Origin of the sequence: Mesorhizobium sp. ESP6-5, assembly GCF_020164695.1 — a bacterium.
Classification (GTDB): Bacteria; Pseudomonadota; Alphaproteobacteria; order Rhizobiales; family Rhizobiaceae; genus Mesorhizobium; species Mesorhizobium australicum.
In genome coordinates this window covers 160880-184038 of sequence record NZ_JAIUGR010000001.1, presented here as the reverse complement: position 1 = coordinate 184038, position 23159 = coordinate 160880, and the positions used below count along the sequence as shown (strand labels likewise).

Annotated in this window: 18 protein-coding genes; 8 read left to right on the top strand and 10 right to left on the bottom strand. The window is 63.2% G+C overall.

The window, feature by feature from the left end; all coding sequences use genetic code 11:
• The first annotated feature begins 9 nt into the window (after positions 1 to 9).
• From LB524_RS00860 to LB524_RS00835, 6 genes are all read left to right on the top strand, one after another.
• The gene (locus LB524_RS00860; protein WP_140714788.1) at positions 10 to 834 is read left to right on the top strand and encodes an ABC transporter ATP-binding protein; all 825 of its coding nucleotides are present in this window, start codon (positions 10 to 12) and stop codon (positions 832 to 834) included.
• Positions 821 to 1669 (top strand): ABC transporter permease, encoded by an 849-nt coding sequence (locus tag LB524_RS00855; RefSeq protein WP_015317384.1) that lies wholly within the window; start codon positions 821 to 823, stop codon positions 1667 to 1669. Before LB524_RS00860 ends, LB524_RS00855 begins: the two co-directional genes overlap by 14 nt.
• Positions 1670 to 1672: 3 nt before the next feature.
• Positions 1673 to 2974 (top strand): cytosine deaminase, encoded by a 1302-nt coding sequence (locus LB524_RS00850; RefSeq protein WP_140714790.1) that lies wholly within the window; start codon positions 1673 to 1675, stop codon positions 2972 to 2974.
• On the top strand, positions 2974 to 4377 hold the full coding sequence (locus LB524_RS00845) for an FAD-binding oxidoreductase (protein ID WP_140714954.1): 1404 nt from the start codon (positions 2974 to 2976) through the stop codon (positions 4375 to 4377). Before LB524_RS00850 ends, LB524_RS00845 begins: the two co-directional genes overlap by 1 nt.
• Before the next feature lie 205 nt (positions 4378 to 4582).
• Complete coding sequence (locus tag LB524_RS00840) at positions 4583 to 5164, top strand: NAD(P)H-dependent oxidoreductase (protein WP_224523188.1); 582 nt, start codon at positions 4583 to 4585, stop codon at positions 5162 to 5164.
• A complete protein-coding gene (locus LB524_RS00835; protein WP_224523186.1) occupies positions 5164 to 5751 on the top strand; it encodes an NAD(P)H-dependent oxidoreductase in 588 nt (195 codons plus the stop codon). The genes LB524_RS00840 and LB524_RS00835 overlap by 1 nt, the downstream gene beginning before the upstream one ends.
• A 48-nt stretch (positions 5752 to 5799) precedes the next feature.
• Here LB524_RS00835 and LB524_RS00830 read toward each other — a convergent pair whose 3' ends face one another.
• From LB524_RS00830 to LB524_RS00810, 5 genes are all read right to left on the bottom strand, one after another.
• The gene (locus LB524_RS00830; RefSeq protein ID WP_224523184.1) at positions 5800 to 8265 is read right to left on the bottom strand and encodes an FAD-dependent oxidoreductase; all 2466 of its coding nucleotides are present in this window, start codon (positions 8263 to 8265) and stop codon (positions 5800 to 5802) included.
• A complete protein-coding gene (locus tag LB524_RS00825) occupies positions 8262 to 9443 on the bottom strand; it encodes a pyridoxal phosphate-dependent aminotransferase (protein ID WP_224523182.1) in 1182 nt (393 codons plus the stop codon). The genes LB524_RS00830 and LB524_RS00825 overlap by 4 nt, the downstream gene beginning before the upstream one ends.
• Complete coding sequence (locus tag LB524_RS00820; RefSeq protein WP_224523180.1) at positions 9436 to 10341, bottom strand: homocysteine S-methyltransferase family protein; 906 nt, start codon at positions 10339 to 10341, stop codon at positions 9436 to 9438. The genes LB524_RS00825 and LB524_RS00820 overlap by 8 nt, the downstream gene beginning before the upstream one ends.
• A complete protein-coding gene (locus LB524_RS00815; RefSeq protein ID WP_224523178.1) occupies positions 10338 to 12791 on the bottom strand; it encodes an FAD-dependent oxidoreductase in 2454 nt (817 codons plus the stop codon). Before LB524_RS00815 ends, LB524_RS00820 begins: the two co-directional genes overlap by 4 nt.
• Positions 12792 to 12861: 70 nt before the next feature.
• The gene (locus LB524_RS00810) at positions 12862 to 13404 is read right to left on the bottom strand and encodes a helix-turn-helix domain-containing protein (RefSeq protein WP_023769828.1); all 543 of its coding nucleotides are present in this window, start codon (positions 13402 to 13404) and stop codon (positions 12862 to 12864) included.
• 225 nt (positions 13405 to 13629) lie between these two features.
• Between LB524_RS00810 and LB524_RS00805 the strand changes: the two genes are divergently transcribed.
• Positions 13630 to 14334: a nitroreductase gene (locus tag LB524_RS00805; RefSeq protein ID WP_224523176.1), complete on the top strand. Its 705-nt coding sequence runs from the start codon at positions 13630 to 13632 to the stop codon at positions 14332 to 14334.
• A 22-nt stretch (positions 14335 to 14356) separates the two neighbouring features.
• Here the strand turns inward: LB524_RS00805 and LB524_RS00800 are convergent, their stop codons facing one another.
• Complete coding sequence (locus LB524_RS00800; protein ID WP_224523174.1) at positions 14357 to 15799, bottom strand: MFS transporter; 1443 nt, start codon at positions 15797 to 15799, stop codon at positions 14357 to 14359.
• A 281-nt stretch (positions 15800 to 16080) separates the two neighbouring features.
• Between LB524_RS00800 and LB524_RS00795 the strand changes: the two genes are divergently transcribed.
• The gene (locus LB524_RS00795; RefSeq protein ID WP_224523172.1) at positions 16081 to 17697 is read left to right on the top strand and encodes an HNH endonuclease signature motif containing protein; all 1617 of its coding nucleotides are present in this window, start codon (positions 16081 to 16083) and stop codon (positions 17695 to 17697) included.
• A gap of 204 nt (positions 17698 to 17901) precedes the next feature.
• Here LB524_RS00795 and soxG read toward each other — a convergent pair whose 3' ends face one another.
• The 4 genes from soxG to LB524_RS00775 are packed head-to-tail and all read right to left on the bottom strand — an operon-like array spanning position 17902 to position 23052.
• Entirely contained in the window at positions 17902 to 18489 is a 588-nt protein-coding gene (gene soxG / locus LB524_RS00790) for a sarcosine oxidase subunit gamma family protein (protein ID WP_224523170.1), read from the bottom strand.
• Positions 18482 to 21475 carry a sarcosine oxidase subunit alpha gene (locus LB524_RS00785; protein WP_224523169.1) on the bottom strand — a complete coding sequence of 998 codons (2994 nt, stop codon included), beginning with the start codon at positions 21473 to 21475 and terminating at the stop codon, positions 18482 to 18484. Before LB524_RS00785 ends, soxG begins: the two co-directional genes overlap by 8 nt.
• Complete coding sequence (locus LB524_RS00780; RefSeq protein ID WP_015317398.1) at positions 21472 to 21768, bottom strand: sarcosine oxidase subunit delta; 297 nt, start codon at positions 21766 to 21768, stop codon at positions 21472 to 21474. Before LB524_RS00780 ends, LB524_RS00785 begins: the two co-directional genes overlap by 4 nt.
• Positions 21769 to 21792: 24 nt before the next feature.
• Complete coding sequence (locus tag LB524_RS00775; protein ID WP_140793634.1) at positions 21793 to 23052, bottom strand: sarcosine oxidase subunit beta; 1260 nt, start codon at positions 23050 to 23052, stop codon at positions 21793 to 21795.
• Positions 23053 to 23159: the final 107 nt, after the last annotated feature.

Here is a 23159-nt window from a genome sequence, read left to right as displayed (position 1 = left end):
CGGCCCGGCATGATGCGGGAACAGGTGGCGCAAACGCCCGCCTCGGACATGGCTCCGACCTTGCTGGCGCTTCGTGGCGTCGGCAAGGTCTTTTCCAACGGCGTGACGGCGCTCAGCGATGTCGACCTGACGATCCGGGAAGGCGATTTCCTCAGCCTGCTCGGACCGTCGGGCTGCGGCAAGTCGACGGCGCTGCGGCTGATTGCCGGCCTGTCCACGCCGACATCCGGCGTGCTCGACTGGCGCGGCGGCGGCTCGCTCGACCGTGCCAATATCGGCTTCGTCTTCCAGGAGCCGACGCTGCTGCCCTGGGCCAGCGTCTTCGACAATGTCTGGCTGCCGCTCAGGCTGAAAGGCATTTCCCGCGCCAAGGCCGCCCCGGCGATAACGGAGATGCTGGCGCGGGTGCACCTCACCGGCTTCGAGGACGCCGTGCCGCGCGAACTCTCCGGCGGCATGAAGATGCGCGTCTCGATCGCGCGCGCCATGGTGACCAAGCCACGCGTGCTGTTGATGGACGAGCCGTTCGCGGCCCTCGACGAGATCACCCGCTTCAAGCTCAACAACGACCTGCTGGAACTGTGGCAAGACGAGCGCTTCACCGTCGTCTTCGTCACCCACAGTGTGTTCGAAAGCGTGTTTCTCTCCAACCGCGTCGTCGTCATGGCGGCTCGGCCGGGGCGGGTGTTCGACGAACTCGCGATCGAGGCCTCCTATCCGCGCGATGATGCGTTTCGCACCTCGCCTGACTATGCGGCCCTTTGCCGGCAAGCCTCGGATGTGCTGGTCAATGCCATCAATTCAACAGTGGGCTCGCATCATGACGGCCATTGACGGCACGTTGAAACTCGACCCCGAGGAAGCGCGCCGCGTGCGCCAGGAGCGGTTTGAGCGGATCGGCCGCTGGGTTCTGCCGCTGGCGATCATGATCCTGGCGATCTGGCTGTGGGACCGCATCTGCGTGTGGAACGAGATCCCGCAATACATCCTGCCGCGCCCCGGCGTTGTGCTGACAACGCTCTACAACGATGCCGGCCTGCTGTTTTCCGCACTGCTGGTCACCTTGCGCATCACCTTCCTCAGCCTGCTGCTGGCGGTGGTCGGTGGCGTCGGCCTGGCGGTCTTGTTCGCGCAGTCGAAATGGGTGGAGATGTCGTTCTTCCCCTTCGCCATCGTGCTGCAGGTGACACCGATCGTGGCGATCTTTCCGCTGATCAACATCTATGTCGACAATCAGACGACCAAGCTCCTGCTCTGCGCCTGGATCGTCGCCTTCTTCCCGATCCTGTCGAACACCACGCTCGGCCTCAACTCGGTCGACCGCAACCTGCGCGACCTGTTCAAGCTCAACGGCGCGACGCGCTGGCAGCAGCTGCGCTATCTCAGGCTGCCGGCGGCTATGCCGTATTTTCTCGGCGGGCTGAAGATCGCCGGCGGCCTGTCGCTGATCGGCGCCGTGGTGGCCGAGTTCGTCGCCGGCGCCACCGGCCAGTCGTCCGGGCTTGCCTCGCGCATCATCGAAGCGGGTTACCGGCTCAACGCGCCAAGGCTGTTCGCGGCGCTGTTCCTGATATCGCTGACAGGCATCCTGATCTTTCTCGTGCTGTCGCTGATTTCGCATCTCATTTTGCGGCGCTGGCACGAGAGCGCGCTGAAGCAGGAGCGGTAGACCTTGATACCAGCCTCTGGCTCTTACCGCCTTGCCAACGCGCGTGTTCATCAATCTGTCACGCTTGGTCTGGCTGCGACCTTCGACAGCGACGGTTTCGCCCTTGCCGACATTACCGTCGCGGACGGCAAGATTTCCAGCATCGCCGCGCAGGCCGCATCGAAGCTACCGCCGGGCGTCATCGACCTTGCCGGCCGTATCGTGCTGCCGTGTTTCGTCGACTGCCACACGCATATCGACAAGGGCCATATCTGGCCACGAAAGCCCAATCCAGACGGCAGCTTCATGGGCGCTCTGAACGCCACGGGCGCCGACCGCGTGGCGCGCTGGAGCGCCGAGGATGTGGCGCGTCGCATGGATTTCTCGCTGCGCTCGGCCTACGCGCATGGCACCAGGGCGCTTAGAACTCATATCGACAGCGTCGCGCCGCAGGAGGAAATCTCCTGGCCCGTGTTCGAGACGATGCGCGAGGCATGGCGTGGCCGCATCGAATTGCAGGGTGCCTGCCTGCTCGGCATCGAGGGCGTGCGCGACAAGAAATGGTTCGACAGGCTGGCCAAACGCGTAGCCGCCGCCAAGGGCGTGCTTGGAGTCGTCACCTATATGGTGCCGGACCTGGAAGAGCTGCTCGACCACGTTTTCGCGCAGGCAATCAAGCACGGGCTCGACCTTGATTTCCACGCCGACGAGACTGATGACATCGCCGCGATCTCGCTGAAGAAGATCGCCGAGGCAGCGCTGTGGAACGGCTTCGAGGGCAACATCCTCATCGGCCATTGCTGCTCGCTGGCGCGCCAGCCCGATCTCGAGGTGCTGGACACGCTGGACAAGGTGGCGAAGGCCGGGCTGGCAATCGTGTCGCTGCCGATGTGCAATCTCTATTTGCAGGACCGTCGCGCTGACCAAACCACACCGCGCTGGCGTGGCGTGACGCTGCTGCATGAGATGAAGGCGAGGGGCATTGCGGTGGCCGTCGCTTCGGACAACACGCGCGATCCCTTCTATGCCTATGGCGATCTCGATATGCTGGAGGTCTACCGCATGGCGACGCGCGTCCTGCATTTCGATCATCCGGTCGGCGACTGGCCGCAGGCGGTCACCGCGACGCCGGCCCATGTGATGCGGCTCGATGGCTTCGGCACGCTCACCGCCGGAGGCGATGCCGACTTCGTGCTGTTCAAAGGTCGAAGCTGGACGGAATTGCTGTCGCGCCCCGAATCGGATCGCATCGTCGTGCGTGCGGGGCGAGCGATAGACCGGCAATTGCCCGACTATGCCGAACTCGACGGACTGATGGTGGAATGATGGATGTTTCGGCGCTCAAACGCGATCTCGACGGGATAAAACTCGACGACAATCCGGCCATCGTCCAGCAGAAGAGCCGCGACTTCTACTGGTACAGTCCGGTGCTGAAACAACAGCTCGACCATGTCACCGGCGACCTCATCGTGACGCCCAGGAACGAAGCCGAACTGATCCGCGTGCTTGCCGCCTGTCATCGCCATGGCGTGGCGGTGACGCCGCGCGGCAGCGGCACCGGCAATTATGGCCAGGCAATGCCGCTTTCGGGCGGTGTGGTGCTTAATCTCGCCGAGATGAACGAGATCAAGTCGATCGCGCCGGGGCGTGTGGTGACCGGACCGGGCGCGGTCCTGGCCGACATCGACAAGGCGACGCGCGCGCATTCCGGGCAGGAGCTGCGACTGTCGCCCTCCACCTACAACACCGCCTCGATCGGCGGTTTCATCGCCGGCGGCTCCGGCGGCGTCGGCTCGATCAATTTCGGCGGATTGCGTGATTTCGGCAATGTGCTGCGCCTGCGCGTGGTGACGATGGAGGCTGAGCCGAGGGTGCTCGAACTCACCGGCGAAGACCTGCACAAGGTGACCCACGCCTATGGCACCAATGGCATCATCTCGGAAGTCGAGATGCCGCTGACGGCGGCCTATGACTGGATCGACGTCATCGTCGGCTTCGACCAATTCATGGATGCGGCGCGCTATGGCAATGCGCTGGCCTGCCAAGACGGCATCCTGACCAAGCTGATCACGCCGGTCGCGGCACCCGTGCCGCAGCTTTATTTCAAGCGGCACCAGAAATTCTTCAGGGAAGGTCAAAGCATCTGCGTCGTCATGGTGGCGCGACATGGGCTGGATGCTTTTCTGGCCTTTACGCGCCGCGCCGGGGGTGAGGTGACCTACAACGCCACCACTGCGACCCCTGAGGAGAAAAAGGGCCTGCCGCCGGCCTATGAGCTGGCCTGGAACCACACGACGCTCCGGGCGCTGCGCGTCGACCCCGCCGTCACCTACCTGCAGTCGCTCTATCCCTTTCCCAACCAGCTGGCGCTGGTAGAGAAAATGGATGCGATGTTTCCCGGCGAAGTGTTCTCGCATCTCGAATTCGTGCGGCTGGATGGCAACATCACCTGCTTCGGCCTGCCGCTGGTCAAGTTCACCACCGAGGCGCGGCTTAACGAGATCATCCGCCTGCATGAGGAAAATGGCTGCCCGATCTTCAACCCGCACCGCTACACGCTGGAAGAGGGCGGCATGAAGCAGACCGACGCGGTGCAACTCGCCTTCAAGCGCGAGACCGACCCGCAAGGCCTGCTCAATCCCGGCAAGATGATCGCCTGGGAAAACCCGGACTATGACTACCGTTCGGGCCGGACGTTCCTGTTCAAGGGGTTGCAGAGGACCGGATGAGGAGAAGTTCGCGCTTGAACACCCCCCTCTGGCCTGCCGGCCATCTCCCCCGCAAGGGGGGAGATCGGACTGCCTCATTGCTTTCGCCAATTGTCAGCGTGGCAGGTTGGCGGCAGCGTTTAAGCTGCCAATCTCCCCCCTTGCGGGGGAGATGGCTGGCAGGCCAGAGGGGGGTGCCTCGCGCCGACCTGCGGAATATCCTCCCGTGAAAATCCTCGTCCTCTACGCTCATCCGGTCGAGACCAGCTTCAATGCCGGGCTGCATGGGACGATCGTCGAGCGGCTGACGGCGGCGGGTCACGTGGTCGACGATTGCGATCTCTATGCCGAAGAATTCGATCCGCGGCTGACGCGCCAGGAACGGTTGGACTATCACAATCAGCGCGGTCCCGGGGATCCTGCGGCGCCATACGTCGAGCGCCTGTTGCGGGCCGATGCGCTGGTGCTTTCCTATCCGGTCTGGAATTACGGTTTCCCGGCGATCCTGAAAGGGTTTTTCGATCGCGTCTTCCTGCCGGGCGTGTCGTTCAAGCTGGTCGACGGCAAGGTGGAGCCGTCGCTGCACAACATAAGAAAGGTCGCGGCGGTCACCACCTATGGCGGCAGCCGGTTCCGCGCCTTTCTGATGGGCGACCCGCCGCGAAAACTGATCAAGCGCATGCTGCGCGCCACGGTAAAGCCGGGTGCTCCGGTGACCTACCTCGCGCATTATTCGATGAACCTGTCGACCGATGAAACCCGAAAGTCCTTCACGGCGAAGGTCGCGGCCAGCATGGATGCATTCTGATGCGTGCCCTTGTCGTCTATTGCCATCCGGTGCCGGAGAGCTTCTGCGCCGCCATTCGCGACATCGCCGTGGATGTGCTGACGCGTCGAGGCTGGGACGTGCGGCTGCTCGACCTCTACGCCGAAAAGTTCGATCCGGTGATGAGCTGCCAGGAGCGGCGTAGCTACAATAGTCAGGCGCCGCAGGACCCGGCGCTGAAACCGCATTTCGAACTGCTCAACTGGGCCGAAGCGATCCTGTTCGTCTACCCGACCTGGTGGTACGGGCTGCCGGCGATGCTGAAGGGCTGGCTAGACCGGGTGTGGGCGACCGATGTCGCCTTCAAGCTGCCGGCGGGCAAGGGCGGGATCAAGTCGCTGATGACGCATGTCACCAAGGTCGGCGTCATCACCACTTGCGGTGCACCGACCTGGTGGAGCGTCGTCGTCGGCCAGCCCGGGCGCAAGACCTTGCTGCGCGGCATGCGGGCGCTGTGCGCCAGGCGCTGCAAGACGTTCTTCCTGGCGCATTATTTGATGGACGCCTCGACGCCGAAGACGCGAGCGGCGTTTCTGGTCAAGGTGCGGGCGAAGTTGGAGCGGTTTTGAAAGATTAGCACCTTCTCCCCGTGAACGAGGGAGAAGGAAAAAGCGCCGCTACATCTTCGTCCGTTCCGACTTCGGATCGTACATCGGTTTCAGCGATGCCTCAGCCGCAAACCGTTCGCCGGCGATCTCGATTTCATAAGTCGAGGCGAGCACATCCGCCTCGCCCTGCCCTTGGCACGGCACATAGCCCAGCCCGATCGCTCCGCCGAGATGATGGCCGTAATTGCCCGAAGTGATCGGACCGATGATCTTGCCATCGCGCAGGATCGCTTCGTTGTGGAAGAGCAGAGGCTGCGGGTCCTTGAGGCGGAACTGGACCAGGCGGCGGTCCAATCCGGCCTCCTTCTTCTTCAGCACGGCATCGCGGCCGATGAAATCGCCCTTGGCCGTCTTCACCGCGAAGCCGAGGCCCGCCTCCAGCACATTGTCCTCATCGGTGATGTCGTGTCCGAAATGGCGGAAAGCCTTTTCTATGCGGCAGGAATCCAGCGTGTGCAGTCCACAGAGCTTTAGCCCGACATCGGCACCGGCCTCAGCGATGGCCTCGAAGACATGGGCGGCCTGTTCGGTCGAGATGTAAAGCTCCCAGCCGAGCTCTCCGACATAGGTGACGCGGTGCGCCCGGGCGAGGCCCATGCCGATTTCGATCTCCTGGAACGTGCCGAACGGATTGTTCTCGTTGGAGAAGTCGTTGGGGCTGACCTTCTGGATCAGTTTTCGCGCATCCGGGCCCATCACGCAGAGCACGCTTTCAGCGGCGGTTACGTCCGTGATGATGACGAACTGGTCGCCGACATGCCGCCGCAGCCAGGCGAGGTCGCGCTGCAGCGTGGCGCCCGGCACGACGAGGAAATAGGCCGTATCCGAAAGCCGCGACACGGTGAGGTCGCTCTCTATGCCGCCGCGCTGGTTGAGCATTTGCGTGTAGACGATCTTGCCCGGCGCCACGTCCATGTCGTTGGCGCAGAGTCTTTGCAGGAAGGTGCAGGCGTCGCGGCCCTCGACGCGGATCTTGCCGAACGACGTCATGTCGAACAGGCCGACCTTGTCGCGGACAGCCAGATGCTCCTCGCGCTGGTTGTCGAACCAGTTCTGCCGCTTCCAGGAATAGCGATATTCGCGCTCCTGGCCTTCGCGGGCGAACCAGTTGGCACGCTCCCAGCCGGCGACTTCGCCGAACACGGCGCCGCGCGCCTTCAGATGCTCGTGCAGGGGCGAGCGGCGCACACCACGCGAGGTTGCCATCTGGCGATAGGGGAAATGGTCGGCATAGAGCAGGCCGAGCGTTTCGGAGACGCGTTCCTTGAGATAGCGGCGGTTCTTCTGGAAGGGTTGAGTGCGGCGGATGTCGACTTCCCACAGGTCGAACGGGGCTTCGCCATCGTTGATCCACTGCGCCAGCGCCATGCCGGCGCCGCCCGACGAGACGATGCCGATCGAATTGTAGCCGGTCGCCATCCAGTAGCCGCGCAACTCCGGCGCCTCGCCGAGATAATAGCGGTCATCAGGGGTGAAACTTTCAGGGCCGTTGAAGAAAGTGTGGATGCCGGCGGTCGCCAGCATCGGCATGCGGCTAACGCCCATTTCGAGGATCGGTTCGAAATGGTCCATGTCCTCCGGCAACTGGTCGAAGCAGAAATCCTCGCGGATGCCCTCCATGCCCCATGGCTTGGCCACCGGCTCGAAGGCGCCGAGCATCATCTTGCCGGCGTCTTCCTTATAGTAGGCGCACTCGTCCGGCACGCGCAGCACCGGCAGGCGGCCAAGGCCGGGGATCGGCTCGGTGACCAGATAAAAGTGCTCGCAGGCGTGCAGCGGGATGTTCACGCCGTTCTGGGCGCCGAGGTCGCGCGCCCACATGCCGGCGCAGTTGATGACGATGTCGGTCTCGATCGTGCCCTGGCCTTCGCCTTGCGCCCAGGACACGCCGGAGACGCGGCCATTTTTCGTATGGACCTTGGTGACCTTCACATTCTCCGCGATTGTGGCGCCGCGTTGGCGCGCACCCTTGGCAAGCGCCATGGCGATGTTGGCCGGGTCGCACTGGCCGTCGAGCGGCAGATGCACGGCGCCGACCACGTCCGAGACATTGAGATGCGGGTACATCTCCTTGACCTCATTGGGAGAAATCTCGCGCACGTCGACGTCGAAGGCGCGGGCGAGCGACGCCTGCCGGTAGATCTCGTGCTTGCGCTCTTCGGTCAGCGCCACGGTGATCGAGCCGACCTGGCGCATGCCGGTGCCGACCTCGGTCTCTGCTTCCAGCTTGACGTAGAGATCGGCCGAATATTTCGCCAGCCGGGTCATGTTCTGCGAGCCGCGCAACTGTCCGATCAGCCCGGCGGCGTGCCATGTCGTGCCCGAGGTCAGTTGCTTGCGCTCCAGAAGCACGATGTCGGTCCAGCCAAGCTTGGCCAGGTGGTAGGCGACCGAGCAGCCGGAGACGCCGCCGCCGATGATGACGACCCTTGCCTTGGTGGGAATGGCTTTCGTGGGAAGGCTCCTGGCAGTCATGCGGCCTCACGACGGTAGCTGGAAACGAAATGGCGCAGCCGGGCGGCTGCTTCCCTGAGCACGGGTTCGGGCTGGCACAGGCTGATTCTGATATGGCCGGCCGCGGCTTCGCCGAAACTCGAGCCCGGCATGACGCCGACCTTCTCCTTGTCGAGGAAGGCGAAGGCGAATTTCTCGTCGTCGGGTTCGACATCGGATATGTCGAGCATGACATACATGCCGCCTTCGGAACCGCGCACGGTGACATCGTTCATGCCACGCACGGCATCGAGCAGAACGGTGCGGCGCGCCGCGTAGCGTTCGGCGATGTCCTTGACGCCATGGTGCTGCTCCAGCGCCTCGGTGCAAGCGATGGAGATGAAGGCCGGCAGGCCGTAGGTCGTCACCAAATTGAGATTGATCAGCAGTGTGATCATTTTTTCCGGACCGGTCAGCCAGCCCATGCGCCAACCAGTCATGCCGTGGCTCTTGGACATCGAATTGATCACCAGCGTGCGCTCGGCCATGCCGGGCAGCGAGCGCGGCGAGACATGCTCGCCGCCGCCCAGCGTCCAGTAGACCTCGTCGGATAGCAGCCAGAGATCGTGCTCGCGGCAGATTTCGGCCAGCTGTTCCAGCCGCTCACGCGAATAGACGGCACCGGTCGGGTTGTTCGGCGTGTTGATCAGTATGGCGCGCGTGTTGGGCTTGAGTGCGGCACGGATCATGTCCGCGCGCGGTTGGAACCCATCCTCGGCCGGTGTCTCGACGACGGTGAAACTGGCACCGGCGGCACTGAAGGTGTTGGGATAGGTGGCATAGTAGGGGGCAACCACGATGGCGTGGTCGCCCGGGTCAAGAACGGCCTGCACGGCCGCGTAAAGTGCTGCTTGGCCGCCCGGCGTGGCGATGACCTCTTCCGGCGTCGTCTCGACACCGGTGCAGGCGCTGGAGGCCGCCGCCATCGCCTTGCGCAGGCGCGGCAGGCCGGGCAGCGGCGTGTAGTGATGGTTGCTGCCGCGAACCGCCGCAACGCAGGCTTCGATCGTCTCCGACGGCGTGTCGAAATCGTGGTCGCCGACCGACAGCATGATAATGTCCTCGCCGGCTTCCTTGCGGGCCCAGGCGGCGAAATGAACTTCCCAGCCGTCCTTGCCCGATGGAACAATGCCGGTGATGCGCGATGATGGTTTAGGCATGTGAGACTCCCGTGATCGCGTAGCCGTCCTGTTGCAGCCGGTCGCGCAAGGCGGCGATATGGGCAGGACCGACCTCGCAGCAACCGCCGACGATGTCCGCACCCGCTTCCACCCAGCCGACAGCCTGGTCGGCGTAGGCATCCGGACCGAGGTCGTGGCGGGCATGCAGTACATCCACCGTCCCGCCATGCTTGAGCGCTTCGGTGGAAGTGAAGCCATTGGCATAGGCACCGACCAGGCCGCCAAGCTCGATCAGTTCAGGCAAGGCCGCCGCAATCGCCTCGGGGCGGCAGCAGTTGAGCAGCCGCGCCGCCACCGGCAGATTTCCGAGCGCATCGGCCGCCGACGCAATCGTCTCGCCGCTGCGCAAGCGCGGCGTGCCGTGATCGGCCAGCGTCCATGACACCCAGACAGGCTTGCCGCTTTCCGATGCGGCGGTGACCGCCGCGCGCGCTTCCTCCGACGACGCCATGGTCTCGCAAAGGAACAGGTCGACACCGTCCACCTGCTCGGCGACGATGCGGCGGTAGATGTCGAGCGTCTCCTGGTAGGAGATCGTCAGCGCCGGCGCGTAGCTGCCGAAGAGCGGCGACAGGCAGCCGGCGATCGCCGCGTCGCCGGCCTCGTCACACGCTTGCCTGGCGAGCTCGATGCCACGCTTCTGCAATGGCTTGAACAGGTCTTCCGCGCCTTCGCGCGCCAGGCGTTCGGGCGTCGCCGAATAGGTGTTGATGGTGATGACGCGGGCGCCGGCGCGGATGAATTCGGCATGCAGGCCGCGCACAAGGTCCGGTTCGTCGATCAGCACCCTGGCCGACCACAGCGGCGTCGGCTCGGACTGGCTGCGCCGCACCAGCTCCTGGCCCATGCCGCCATCGGTGAGGATAACGTTCTTCATGCGCGCAGTCTTTCGTTCCTGGGATCCCACAAGGGTTCGTCCTGTTGCACGATCGCCTTGAAGCGATCGCCGAAGATCTCGACCTCAACCGATGTGCCGGGTTCGGTCAGGTCGGCGCGCAGCATGCCGAGCGCGATCGACTTGTCGACGCGATGGCCCCAGCCCCCCGACGTCGTCTCGCCGACGATCTGGCCGTCATGCCAAAGGGTCGACATGTAAGGCGCGTCGCAATCGCCGGGATCTTCGACCACCAGCGTGACGAAGCGTTTCTTCACGCCTTGCTGTTTTTCGTTCTGGAGGGCCGCCTTGCCGCGGAAATCGGGCTTTTCCCATTTGACGAAGCGCTCCAGACCGCCCTGCAGGATCGAATAGTCGGTCGACAGGTCGCCCTTCCAGGTGCGGTAGCCTTTTTCGAGCCGCAGCGAATCCAGTGCGTACATGCCAAACGGCTTCAGCCCATGATTCTGCCCGGCAGCGCAGATCGTATCGAAGATCGCGGCAGTGTCGTCGACCCTGGTGTGGATCTCCCAGCCGAGCTCGCCGGCGAAGGAGACGCGGACCAGCCTGGCCCAGCGCCCGGCAATCCTGGTTTCCTGATGCGTCAGCCAAGGCAAGGTCAGGTCGGCGTCACAGACGTCGGCAAGGATTTTTCGCGAGTTGGGACCGGCCAGGATCTGCGTGGAGAATTCGTCCGTCCGGTCGATCAGCTTGAACGCCGCATCCCCGGGCATGTGCGATTTCAGCCATTCGAAGTCATGCCACTGTGCCACCGCCGCGGTGATCAGCGTCATGGACTCCTCGCCATGGCGCACCACCGACATTTCGGTGACGATGCGGCCCTTGTCATCGGAGAAATAGACGAGGCCGATGCGGCCGGGCTTCGGCACCAGGCCGGTCACCTGCCGGCTCAGCCATTCGGCGGCACCAGGGCCTTCGAGATTGAAGCGCGAGAAGCCGGGCAGGTCGAGGATGCCGGCAGCGTCGCGGACAGCCAGGCACTCTTCGCGCACGCGCTGCTGCCAAGGCCCGTCGCGGCGGAAGGTCAGCGTGGCTTCCTCGGAGACGTCGTCGCCGTCCCGCGCGTACCAGGTGGCGCGTTCCCAGCCATTGTAGGCGTCGAAACGGGCACCCAGCGCCTTGATGCGATCGTGGATCGGCGACAGTTTCCTGTCACGTCCTTCCGGCCAGGCATGGCGCGGGAACTGGATGGCGTATTCGTTGCCATAGATCTCCATGCCCTTGGCCACACAATAGTCCGGCGCGGAAGCAAAGGAGGTGAAGCGGCGCGGATCGCACGACCACATGTCCCATTCGGTCTGGCCTTGCGTCACCCATTCGGCCAGCACCTTGCCGGCACCGCCGCCCTGGGCGATGCCGAAAGTGAAGACGCAAGCCTCGAAGGCGTTGGGAACGCCGGGCATCGGCCCGATCAGCGGATTGCCATCCGGCGCATAAGGGATCGGGCCGTTGATGACCTTGGAGAGGCCGGCGGTGCCGAGGATCGGCACACGGGCGACGGCGTCGGCCAGATAATGTTCCAGCCGGTCGAGGTCGTCGGGGAAGAGCTGGAAGGAAAAGTCGTCCGGCATGGGGTCGTTGTGGGTGGCCCAATGCGCGCGGCAATTGCGCTCATAGGGGCCGAGATTCATGCCCGCCTTTTCCTGGCGCAGATAATAGGAAGTATCGACGTCGCGCAGCAGCGGCAGCTTCTTGCCCTGTTCCTTCGACCAGGCGGCGAGTTCGGGGATTTCCTCGAACAAAATGTACTGGTGGCTCATCACCATCATCGGCACTTCGCGGCCGAACATCCTGCCGACTTCGGCGGCACGGTAGCCGGCTGCATTGACGACGATCTCGCAGCGGATCTCGCCTTGCGGTGTCTCGACCACCCACTCGTCCTTTTCGCGGCGCACGCCTGTCACGGGGCAGAACCGGATGATTTTCGCACCCATGTCGCGCGCGCCCTTGGCCAGCGCCTGCGTCAGCTGTGCCGGGTCGATGTCGCCGTCGCTCGGATCGTACAGCGCGCCCTTCAACTCATGCGTTTCGAGGAAGGGGTAGCGGCGCTTGATCTCGTCGAGCCCGATCACGTCTATGTCCATGCCTTGGTAACGGCCCATGCCCTTGGCGCGCTGGAATTCCTGGATGCGTTCCTTTGTGTGGGCGAGCCTGAGCGAGCCGGTGACATGGTAGTTCATGGGATAGTCGACGGCGTCGGCCAAGCCGCGATAGAGCTCGGTCGAATAGCGCTGCATGTTCATCAGCGACCAGGAGGAGGAGAAGGTGGGCACATTGCCGGCCGCATGCCAGGTCGAGCCGGAGGTCAGCTCGTTCTTTTCCAGGAGCACGCAGTCGGTCCAGCCGGCCTTGGCCAGGTGATAGAGCGACGAGGTGCCGACAACGCCACCTCCGATGATCACCACGCGCGCCGTGCTCGGCAAACCCGCCATGTTCTTCTCCCAATCTTCAAGCGCGCCGCGCTTCTTTTGCTTTATGGATGCATGTCGTCGGCGACATGCATCAATAGACCGGTGGCGACACCACCCAGATGACAACCGCCGGTTCGCTGCCTGGATTGCGCCAGCGGTAAGGCTTGCCTTCGAAGCGGAAGGAGTCGCCTTCGCCAAGCCGGTGCCAGACGCCCGCAATCTCGATGTCGAACTGCCCGGACGCGATGTATCCGGCCTCCTCGGTCGGCCGGCGGGCCTCGTTCTTCAACTCCGCGCCCGGCGCGAAGACAGACCGCACCATCTCGAAGGTACCACCGAGGTCCGGTGACAGAAGCTCCTCCACGAGGCCGGATTCGCTGGTGCCAAGCGTGCGGCGCTTGCCGGCGCGTACCACGACGCCGCGCTCGCTTTCCACGGGCACGTCATGGCTGAAGAAGAGGCTGATCGGCACGCCGAACAACTCGGCGAAGGCCCTGAGATCGCTGAGCGACGGCGTCGACAGACCGCGCTCGACCTGGCTGACCCAGCCGACCGAACGGCCCAGCTTCAGCGCGATCTCGGCCAGCGTAAGCCCGCGCACCCGGCGCAACGCCCTGATGTCGCCGGCCAGCACTCGTTCGCCAGGTCCCTGCAATGTTCGTGCGGTAGGGGAGGCCAAATCGCTCACTTCATGAAAATTTTCAGGCGAATTTCATGAGAAATGAAGCTCATGAAAAAATCAAGTAGATTTTCACCAATGCTCAAGATTTGCTTGCAGGATTTTGACGGTTCATGCAAAGCCTCCGCCGCGAGCGGCGAGTGGGGACGTCCGATCGAGAACACGGCTAAGGGACGGCCCATGCTGGAAAAGAAGGCTCGAATCGCGGTTGACGCCGAAATCGTCGACGATGCGATCATGTCGCGCCGTTCGGTGCGCGCATTTCTGCCCGACATGATCGACAACGAGACGATCCGTGACATACTGACTGTTGCGGCGCGCGCTCCTTCCGGCACCAACATGCAGCCGTGGCGCGTCTACGTTACCAAGGGCGGGAGCAAGCAGCGGATCACGGATGCCATCATGAATTCCGGCATCCGCGCGGAAAAAGCCGACTGGGACGAATATCGCTATTATCCCACCCAGTTCTTCGAGCCTTATCTCACCCGCCGCCGTGCCAACGGGTTCGGCCTCTATGGCGCGCTCGGCATAGGCCGTAGGGAAGTCGACAAGATGCGCGCCCAGCACGACCGCAACTTCGTTTTCTTCGACGCTCCGGTCGGCATGATCTTCACCATCGACCGCCGGCTCAACCAGGGTTCGTGGATCGATTACGGCATGTTCCTGCAAAACATCATGGTCGCGGCGCGGGGCAGGGGTCTGCATACCTGTCCGCAAGCGGCCTTCGCGCCCTATCACCGGCAGATCCGGCCGGTGCTCGGCATTCCCGACGAGGAGATCGTCGTCTGCGGCATGGCGCTCGGCTATGAAGACACTTCCAAGCCCGAGAACGCCTTCCGCACCGAGCGTGAGCCGCTCGAGGAATGGGTGACGTTCAGCGAATAGGCTCCCGTCCGGCGCAAGCCCGCTATTCCGTATTCATGTGCGCGCCGTGGCCACTGACATGGGCGCCGTCCTGCGGCGTCAGCTTGAGATAGGCTGATAGCGCGCAGAGCGTGATGACGCCTTCGATCACGAACAGGATCCGGAAGTTGCTGGCGACGGCCGGCCCGCCGCCGGCGAGAAACGACAGCATCGCAGCCGCCAGCCCGACGCTGATGGCGACCGCCAGTTGCCACAGGATATAGTAGAGCGCGCTGAAACGGGCGAGCTGTTCGGGCGCGATGTCGGAATAGGCGAGGTTGCCGGTTGAGGCCCATTGCACCGAGCGGAAGACGCCGAAGACGAAGATATAGGTGAGCGTGATCCAGACCGGGGTCGTTGCCTGCACCAAGGCGAAGCCCGCGACCATGGCGGCAACGACGGGCGTGTTGAAGACCAGCACGCGGCGAAAACCGAAACGGTTGAGGAGGCGCGGCATGAAGATACGCATACCCACCGAACCGACCGCCGCAACGAAGGTCAGCGATCCCGCCTGCACCGCGCTCATGCCGAAGCCGAGCTGGAACATCAGCGGCAGCAGGAAGACGACGGAGCTGAGGCCGATCGTGTCCAGGCCGCCGCCGGTAAGAAACGAGATGCGGAAGGTGCGGATGCGCAGGAGCTTGAGATCGAGCAGCGGATTGCGCACGCGAAGGCAGTAGAAGGAGGCGGCCGTCAGGATGATGACCGCCAGCGCAAGCTCGACCGCGATCATGCCGCCGGAAGCGTCCTTCGCCGCCAGCGAGTCCATGCCAAAGACCAGCAGGACCATGCCGCTGCCGACCAGCAAAAAGCCTGGAAAATCGAACCGCGTGCGCACCGGCTTGGTCATTGTCGGGAACAGAGAGGCGGCAAGGATTGCGGCCGCGAGCGCGAACGGCACGTTGATGAAGAAGATCCAGCGCCAGGAGATGTAGGTGGTCAGCGCGCCGCCGACGAGTGGACCGACCAGCGGTCCGGACTGGCCGGCCAGCGAGATGTACATGTTGATCTTCAAGGTCCGGCTGCGCGGGAAGGTCGACAGGATGACGACCTGGCCGAGCGTTCCCATCAGCGCGCCGCCGAAGCCCTGCAGCGCGCGGGCGCTAACCAGCATCCAGAGGTCGTTCGAGAGCCCACACATGGCCGAAGAAGCGGCAAACACCAGCAAGGCAAAGCAATAGACGTTGCGCAGGCCGAAACGGTCGGCCGCCCAGCCGCCGAGCGGCATCGAGATGATCAGGCTGGCGACGTAGACTGTGATCAGCAGGCCGAGCTGGCTTGGCGGACGGGCAAGGCTTTCGCTGATGCCCGGCAGCGCCGTCACCACGACATTCTGGTCGAGGCTGGTCATGAACACGCCGCAGGCGACTGTCAGCGGCAGCAGGAGCAAGGCTCTGGCCGGCACATCGGCGCGATCGGTAGCGCCGGTGGATAGTTCAGCGGTCATGGGGATGTTCGAACCAAACGGATGCGCCGAGACTTGACGAGGGGTTATTACCCTTGACCGGCTGAGCGGCCATCATGCCACTATGATGGCCGCCGACGGATTTCTATAGCATCAGAGCCGGCAGGCCTTGATGCCACAGCGCATTTCGCGTCGCTCAAATAATGGGCTATCTCTTCTAAATAGAGTTTGCCCAGAACATTGTGCTTTGCGTATCTACTTTGCCGATGCCGTGAGGTGAGATATGACTGACCAGGCGCAAATAGGATGGGGGAATCAACGATATGGCAGCTAATGGGGTGAACCTGGATGCGTTGATACCGCGGGCTGACCTGTCGGTCGGGGAAGGTATGGTCGCTGGTGAAACGGGCGCTACACAACTTACCTACACGCATTTCATGGAGAACGATTTTTTCGTCAAATTCTTGCGTAAGCCGGAATTTCAGCGGGAGACAGTTCATTGGTCGCCTAAAAAGATCTTCGATTTGGTGGCCGATTTCTTAGATAGGCGGCTAGTTCCGGCTGTCATCCTCTGGCGTGCGGGGCAATTCAACTTCGTGGTTGATGGCGCTCATCGTATTTCAGCCCTCATGGCTTGGATGTATGACGACTACGGAGATGGCGATCGCTCAAAGGCACTTTTCGGGTCTCGCCTGCCGCCAGAGCAAGAGGCACTCGCTCGAAGGACGCGAAAGCTAATCGATACAGGCATCGGTAAATTCAAATTGTACCAAGCTGGATTGACGCATCCAAGCGTGGTTACCGATTCTCAGACGGCACGGATGAGCAATCTAACTATCACGTTTTTCGTCGCTCAATGGGTTCCTGCAACCAGCGCAAAGGCGGCTGAAGATTCATTCTTTACAATCAACGACGCGGCGACTCCGTTGGACAAGACGGAAAAACGGATCATTCGTTCGCGAGAATCAGCGGCTGCTATCGCATCTCGTGCCATTGCACATGGCGGCAGCGGATACGCCTACTGGGCGAAATTCCCCGACGGTGTACAAAAGACAATTGTCGATACGTCAAAGGAGGTTTACACCGCTCTCTACAGGCCGCCCATGCCCGAAGGTCAGATTGATACTTTGGATGTTCCCGTCGCGGGTCGAGGCTATAGCGTTCTCCCCTTCGTCTTTGACCTAGTAAATCAAGCAAATTCGACAAAGGTTGCCGACTCCACTGGGACGAAGGTAAAAGACCATCTATTGCCCGATGCCGACGGTGGTGATACGGCACAATATCTCAAGCGTGTTTGGAAGACGGTTTCTCGTTTGACGAGCAAAGAGCCAACGTCTTTGGGTCTCCATCCTGTCGTCTACTATTACACCCGCGGCGGAGCATTCTCTCCTTGGGCTTTCCTTGCATGGGCACAGATAGTTGATCGGATTTTTGCTGAAGGAAAAGCGAACCTGTTTTGCGACGTCCGTAGCGAGATGGAACGGTTTCTTCTCGACCACAAGTGGGTAATGACTGAAATCATACATAAGAACGGAAGTGGGGACCGGAGCACCCCGTGGCTTGATCGTTATTGGTCTCTCGCATTGAAGTTGTTAATGGAGGGAAAATCGTTTTCCGATGTGGTCCAAACGATGAATGACCACAAAGACTTTGGTATTCTTCGGTTTAAGGATCCAATGCTCCGCATGCCAGCGGCGGACAAGACGTCAGGCACCGGCAAGTTTGCGCCCAAGACTAGAACTGCAGCAATATGGGATGCTGCCTTACCGGGGGCACCAAAATGCCCTTATTGCGGCGGGCTTTGGCATCGGAATTCATTCCATAGTGATCACATAAATCCCAAAAGGGATGGAGGTGATAATCGTCAAGCTAATGCGGCGATTGCGCATCCTTATTGCGATGCAACCTATAAAGACTACAAAGCAGCTAAGGCAGCTTAGGACAATCCCTGCGATAAATGCCGGACCATGGCAGCCGCCCAGCCGCACAAGGATCTGAACTATGCCGCCCCGATACAATCTTTCAATCCCTATTGGGACAGATAGGGCGTCACCTTCGAGGATTGCGACGGCTACCGGGTGGTCCTGCAGGATGCCGACTGGCACGCCATTGTGCAGCACCCGTAGCGGCATGGAGTGAGCCGCCTACTGCACCTCGTAACCGACTTCCTCGCTGGCGTGGCAGAGCGCCTTCCAGAACGAGCGCGCGAAGGAGCGAAAGACATAGATGTCGAACTGGTCGGTGCCGGTGCGCTGGATCTGGGCGAAGACATCGTGATGCGTTGTCGAGCGGCCGGCGCCGACCGGAAAGGCAAGCAGGGCGAAGTCGATGGCGAAGAATTTCGAGAGCACCCATTCGGCTTTCGGCCCGGCAATGCGGATCGCGGTGCGGCCATGCGACAGGTCCGTCACCGTGCCGATGGCCGGCGTCACCGCCTTGGTCAATGCCAGGGCCAGTCCTTCGGCTTCATCGGTCACCGTGAATTTTCCCGGCGCGAAGCCGAATACCGCTTTCACGCCGTCCCTCGAGCCGCCGCCTGCGCCATCGGGCAGAGCAAGCCCGGTGACGGTGCGGATGGCCTCCATCAGTTTCTTCTCCTCGCCTGGCCATGCCGCGAGTTGCACGATCGAGCCCGGCCTGGTTTCGGTGAGCAGGATCTCGACGCCATGTTCGAAATTGCCGTGCGAGCCGACATGGAACTCCGGCTCGAGGGGCGATTGACGCTCAGCCATGCATGCGGGTCCCTTCCGGATCGTAGAAGTGGTTGGAGACGATCTCCACGGGCCCGAAGCGGTTGCGCAAGGGATCGGAGACATGCGCACGCGTGCCGTGCCTGGCCTTGCCGCCCTTGACCAGCGCCAGCGCGATATGCTTGCCGAGCGCCGGCGAATAGCAGCAGGCGGTGATGTGCCCGATCGAGCCGTGCGGATTGGCTTCGTCGACGTCCTCGACAATGTGCGCGCCGCCATTGAGCGGCCGGTTGTCGAGCGCGATCAGGCCGACCAGTTCCAGCCGCTCGGAAGCGACGAGACCTTCCCGATCCATCATCGCGGAGCCGATGAACGGCTTCTTCTTCGACAGCATCCAGTCGAGATGCAGGTCGCGCGCCGTGGTGCGGCCATCAATCTCGGCGCCGGTGACGTGGCCTTTTTCGATGCGCATCGTGCCCAGCGCCTCGAGGCCGTAGGTGACCAGCCCGAACGGCTTGCCGGCCTCGACCAGCGCTTCCCAGACATGGGTGCCATGGCCGGCGCCGGAATAGACCTCGAAGGCCATTTCGCCGGAGAAGGAAAGCCGGCAAATCATAACCGGAACGCCTGCGATCTCGCCGTGCACGATGCCCATGAAGGGCAAGGTGGCGTTGTCCACGGCAGTGCCGGTGACGCAGGCTGCCAAAATCTGCCGCGCTTTCGGGCCGCCGATGGCGGCTCCCGCCCATTCGTCGGTCACCGAGGTGACGTGGACCTTGAGTTCCGGCCAGATCACGTCGAGGAAATATTCCAGATGCTGCATCACCTTGCCGGCATTGGCCGTGGTGGTGGTCATCAGGAAATCCTGTTCGCCCAGCCGCCAGGTGGTGCCGTCGTCGAAGGCAAAACCGTCCTCGCGCAGCATCAGCCCGTAGCGTGCCTTGCCGACGGCGAGCGTCGAAAACATGTTGGTGTAGACACGGTCGAGGAACGCCGCGGCGTCGGGACCCTGCACGGCGATCTTGCCCAGCGTCGAGACATCGACGATTCCCGCGCTTTCGCGCGTCGCCTTGGCTTCGCGCACATAGGCCTGTTCGACGGTTTCGCCCGAAAGCCCGTAGATCATCGGCCGGTACCAGAGGCCGGCGGAGTACATGGTCGCGCCATTGTCGACATGCCAGTCATGCATCGGGGTCAGCCGCTCGGGCTTGAGATCGCCGAAGCGCTCCGCTGCCAGCGAGCCGATCGACACCGGCGCGAAAGGTGGCCGGAAACGGGTGGTGCCGACTTCCGGGATCGGTTTGCCCAGCGCTTCCGCCATGATGGCGAGGCCGGGGACGTTGGAGCTCTTGCCCTGGTCGGTGGCCATGCCGAGTGTGGTGTAGCGCTTCAGGTGCTCGACAGAGACGAAGCCTTCGCGATGCGCCAGGCGGACATCCTCCGCCGTGACGTCGTGCTGGAAGTCGACGAAGCTCTTGCCGCTGCCCTTGACTTCGAACACAGGCGCGGGATCTGGATCTCCGGGAGCTGCCTCGACAGTGGGCAGTGCCGTCGGCGTGGCGGTGCCGCCACTCGCGGCAAGGCCTGCGGCGCGCCCTTCGGCGATTGCCTCTCCCGTCGAAAAGCTGCCGGTGAACGCGCCGGCGCCGATCCAGCTTTGCGTCGGCTTGGGCGGCAGGAAGGCCTGCCGGGCCGCGTTCCATTCAGCCTTGGCGCCGGCCTGGCTGGCCAGATGGATGGTCGGCGACCAGCCGCCGGACATCAACAGGCAATCGGCATGGATGCTGCGCGCGTCGCCGCTCAGCGCGCCCGCGACCATGTCGAAGCGCTGAACCTTGAGGCCGGACAAGGCTTTGCCGCCTTCCGTGGCGACCACCGCATGGCCGGAAAGCAGTTCCGCCTCGGCTTCGCCGGCCAGGGCGCCCATCTCGGCGGATGGCTGCGGGCGCACGTCGACGATGGCAACGACCGCCGCACCGGCCTGCTTCAGCGCCAGCGCCGAGCGGTAGGCGCTGTCATTGTTGGTGAACAGCACGATCCGCTGCCCCGGCAGCACGCCGAATTCGTTGGCGTAGCGCTCCGCCGCATGCGCCAGCATCACGCCGGGCCGGTCATTGCCGGGAAACACCAGCGGCCTTTCGAAGGCGCCGGTGGCCAGCACGACGGATCCGGCGCGGATCGCCCAGTAGCGATGGCGCGGCTCCCCCTTGGCGGGCTGCGCCTTGTGGTCGCTGACCCGCTCGAGCGCGGCAAGCGTATTGTTGTCGTAGTAGCCCCAGACGGTGGTGCGCGGCAGAAGCCGGACATTGTCTCGCGCCTCAAGCTGGGCCACGGTGCGTCGCACCCAATCAGCGGCGGGCGCGCCATCGATGGTTTCGCCGGACCAGTTGGCCGAACCGCCGAAGCGCGGCTCGAGATCGGCCAGGATGACGCGGGCGCCCTGATCGGCGGCTGCCTTGGCGGCCATCAGGCCGGCCGGTCCGGAGCCGACCACAAGCACGTCGCAAAAAGCGTTCATGCGCTCGTAGCGGGCCGGGTCCTTTGCCGATCCGGCGCTGCCGAGGCCGGCGGCGCGGCGGATGAAATGCTCGCAGAACATCCAGAAGCGCGTGCCTTTCAGCGGGCCGACAACCGGTCCCATGAAGGTCTTGTAGTAAAACCCGGCCGACAGCAGTTTTCCGCCGAACTGGTTGACGGCATGGATGTCGAAGGCAAGCGAGGGGAAACGGTTCTGGCTGACGGCGACCAGCCCGTCATGGATCTCGACCATGGTCGCCGGGATGTTGGGTTCGCGCACCTCGCCCTTCAGCACCGTGACCAGCGCGTTGGGCTCCTCGACGCCGGCGCTCAGCAGGCCGCGCGGCCGATGGTATTTGAAAGAACGCCCGAACAGGGTGACGCCATTGGCCAGCAGCGCGGACGCCAGCGTGTCGCCGCCATGCCCGGCATAGGCAACGCCGTCGAAGGTGAAGCGGATCGTCTTCAGCCGGTCTATGCGGCCGCCGGTGTCGGTGCGGCGCGGGCTCATGGCTTGTCCTCCGCCTTGCGGCGCGCGGCCGAGCTGTGATCGCCGCGCGCGAAGGCGACACTGGAAATCTCATGCGTCAGCGTGTTGCGCACCACCCTCAGGTGAGCCCGGCAGCCGCCGGAATGCTGCCAGATCTCGTTGTGGTCGCCGGCCGGGTTCAGCCGGTCGTAGACATAGGCATTCCAGGCCTCGAAATTCTGCGAGGCGGGGTCGGGACGTTCGCGGTTGCCGTCACCCTGATAGGTGAACTCGATGACATCGCGCGGGCCGCAATAGGGGCAAGTGATCAGCACGGAATGTTCCTAATGAAGCCTTGTCTAGTGGAGCCTCGGGTTTGCACCCTGGCCCTTGTCGTCGATCACCAGCCCGCGATGAAAGCGGTCCAGCGTGAAGGGGGCGTTGAAATCGTGAGGCTGATCCTTGGCGATGGTCCAGGCAAAGCACCAGCCGGAAGCGGGCGTCGCCTTGAAGCCGCCATAGCACCAGCCGCAATTGAGATACATGCCGGGCAGGGGGCCCATGGTGATGATCGGCGAGCCGTCCATCGACATGTCGCAGACGCCGCCCCAGGAGCGCAGCATGCGCACACGCGCAAGGCCCGGGAAAAGGGCCAGCATCTCGCTCATCACCTCGTCGACGATGGGCAGATTTCCGCGCTGGGCGTAGCTGTTGTAACCGTCGATGTCGCCGCCATAGACAAGGCCGCCCTTGTCGGACTGCGACATGTAGAAATGGCCCATGCCGAAGGTCACGACCGTGTCGATGAAGGGTTTCAGCGATTCGGTGACGAAGGCCTGCAGCACATGGCTTTCGATCGGCATCGTCTCGACGCCGGCCAGTTGCATGACCCGTCCGGTGCTGCCAGCCACCGCGACCGCGATCTTCTTGGCCCTAATATCGCCGCGCGAGGTGGCAACGCCGGTAACCCGGTCGCCCTCGCGCAGGAAGCCGGTGACCTCGCAATTCTCGATGATGTCGACGCCGCGCCGGTCGGCGCCGCGGGCATAGCCCCACGCGACGGCGTCGTGCCGGGCGGTGCCGGCCCGCCGCTGCATCAGGCCGCCGACCACGGGAAAGCGTGCACCGTCGGAGATGTCGAGCGCCGGGATCAGGCGCTTGATCTCGGCTGGTGTCATCAATTCCGCATCGACGCCGAGATGGCGCATCGCGTTGCCGCGTCTTGCGTAGTCGTCGAACTGAGCCGGCGTGTGCGCCAGGTTGAGGCAGCCGCGCTGCGAGAACATGACGTTGTAATTGAGCTCGTGCGACAGGTTTTCCCACAGCTTCATCGAATGTTCGTAGAAGCGGGTGTTGGCGGGCAGCAGATAATTCGAACGAACGGCCGTTGTGTTGCGGCCGACATTGCCGGAGCCCAGCCAGCCTTTCTCCAGCACCGCGACATTGGTGATGCCGTGTTCCTTGGCTAGATAGTATGCGGTCGCCAGTCCATGCCCGCCGCCGCCGATGATGATGACGTCGTAGGATGCCTTCGGATCCGGCTTGCGCCAGGCCGGCTTCCAGTCCTTGTTTCCCTTGAGCGCGTTCGCGAGCAGCGAAAGGGCCGAGTACTCTGCCATGTGTATGATGTCCGTTGCGGGCGATGGGGCAGACTATAGAGCAGGGGGCTGATACAAAGCCAATATTGCGCCATCGCCTTTCGACTGGCCGACGCTCGATGAGCGCG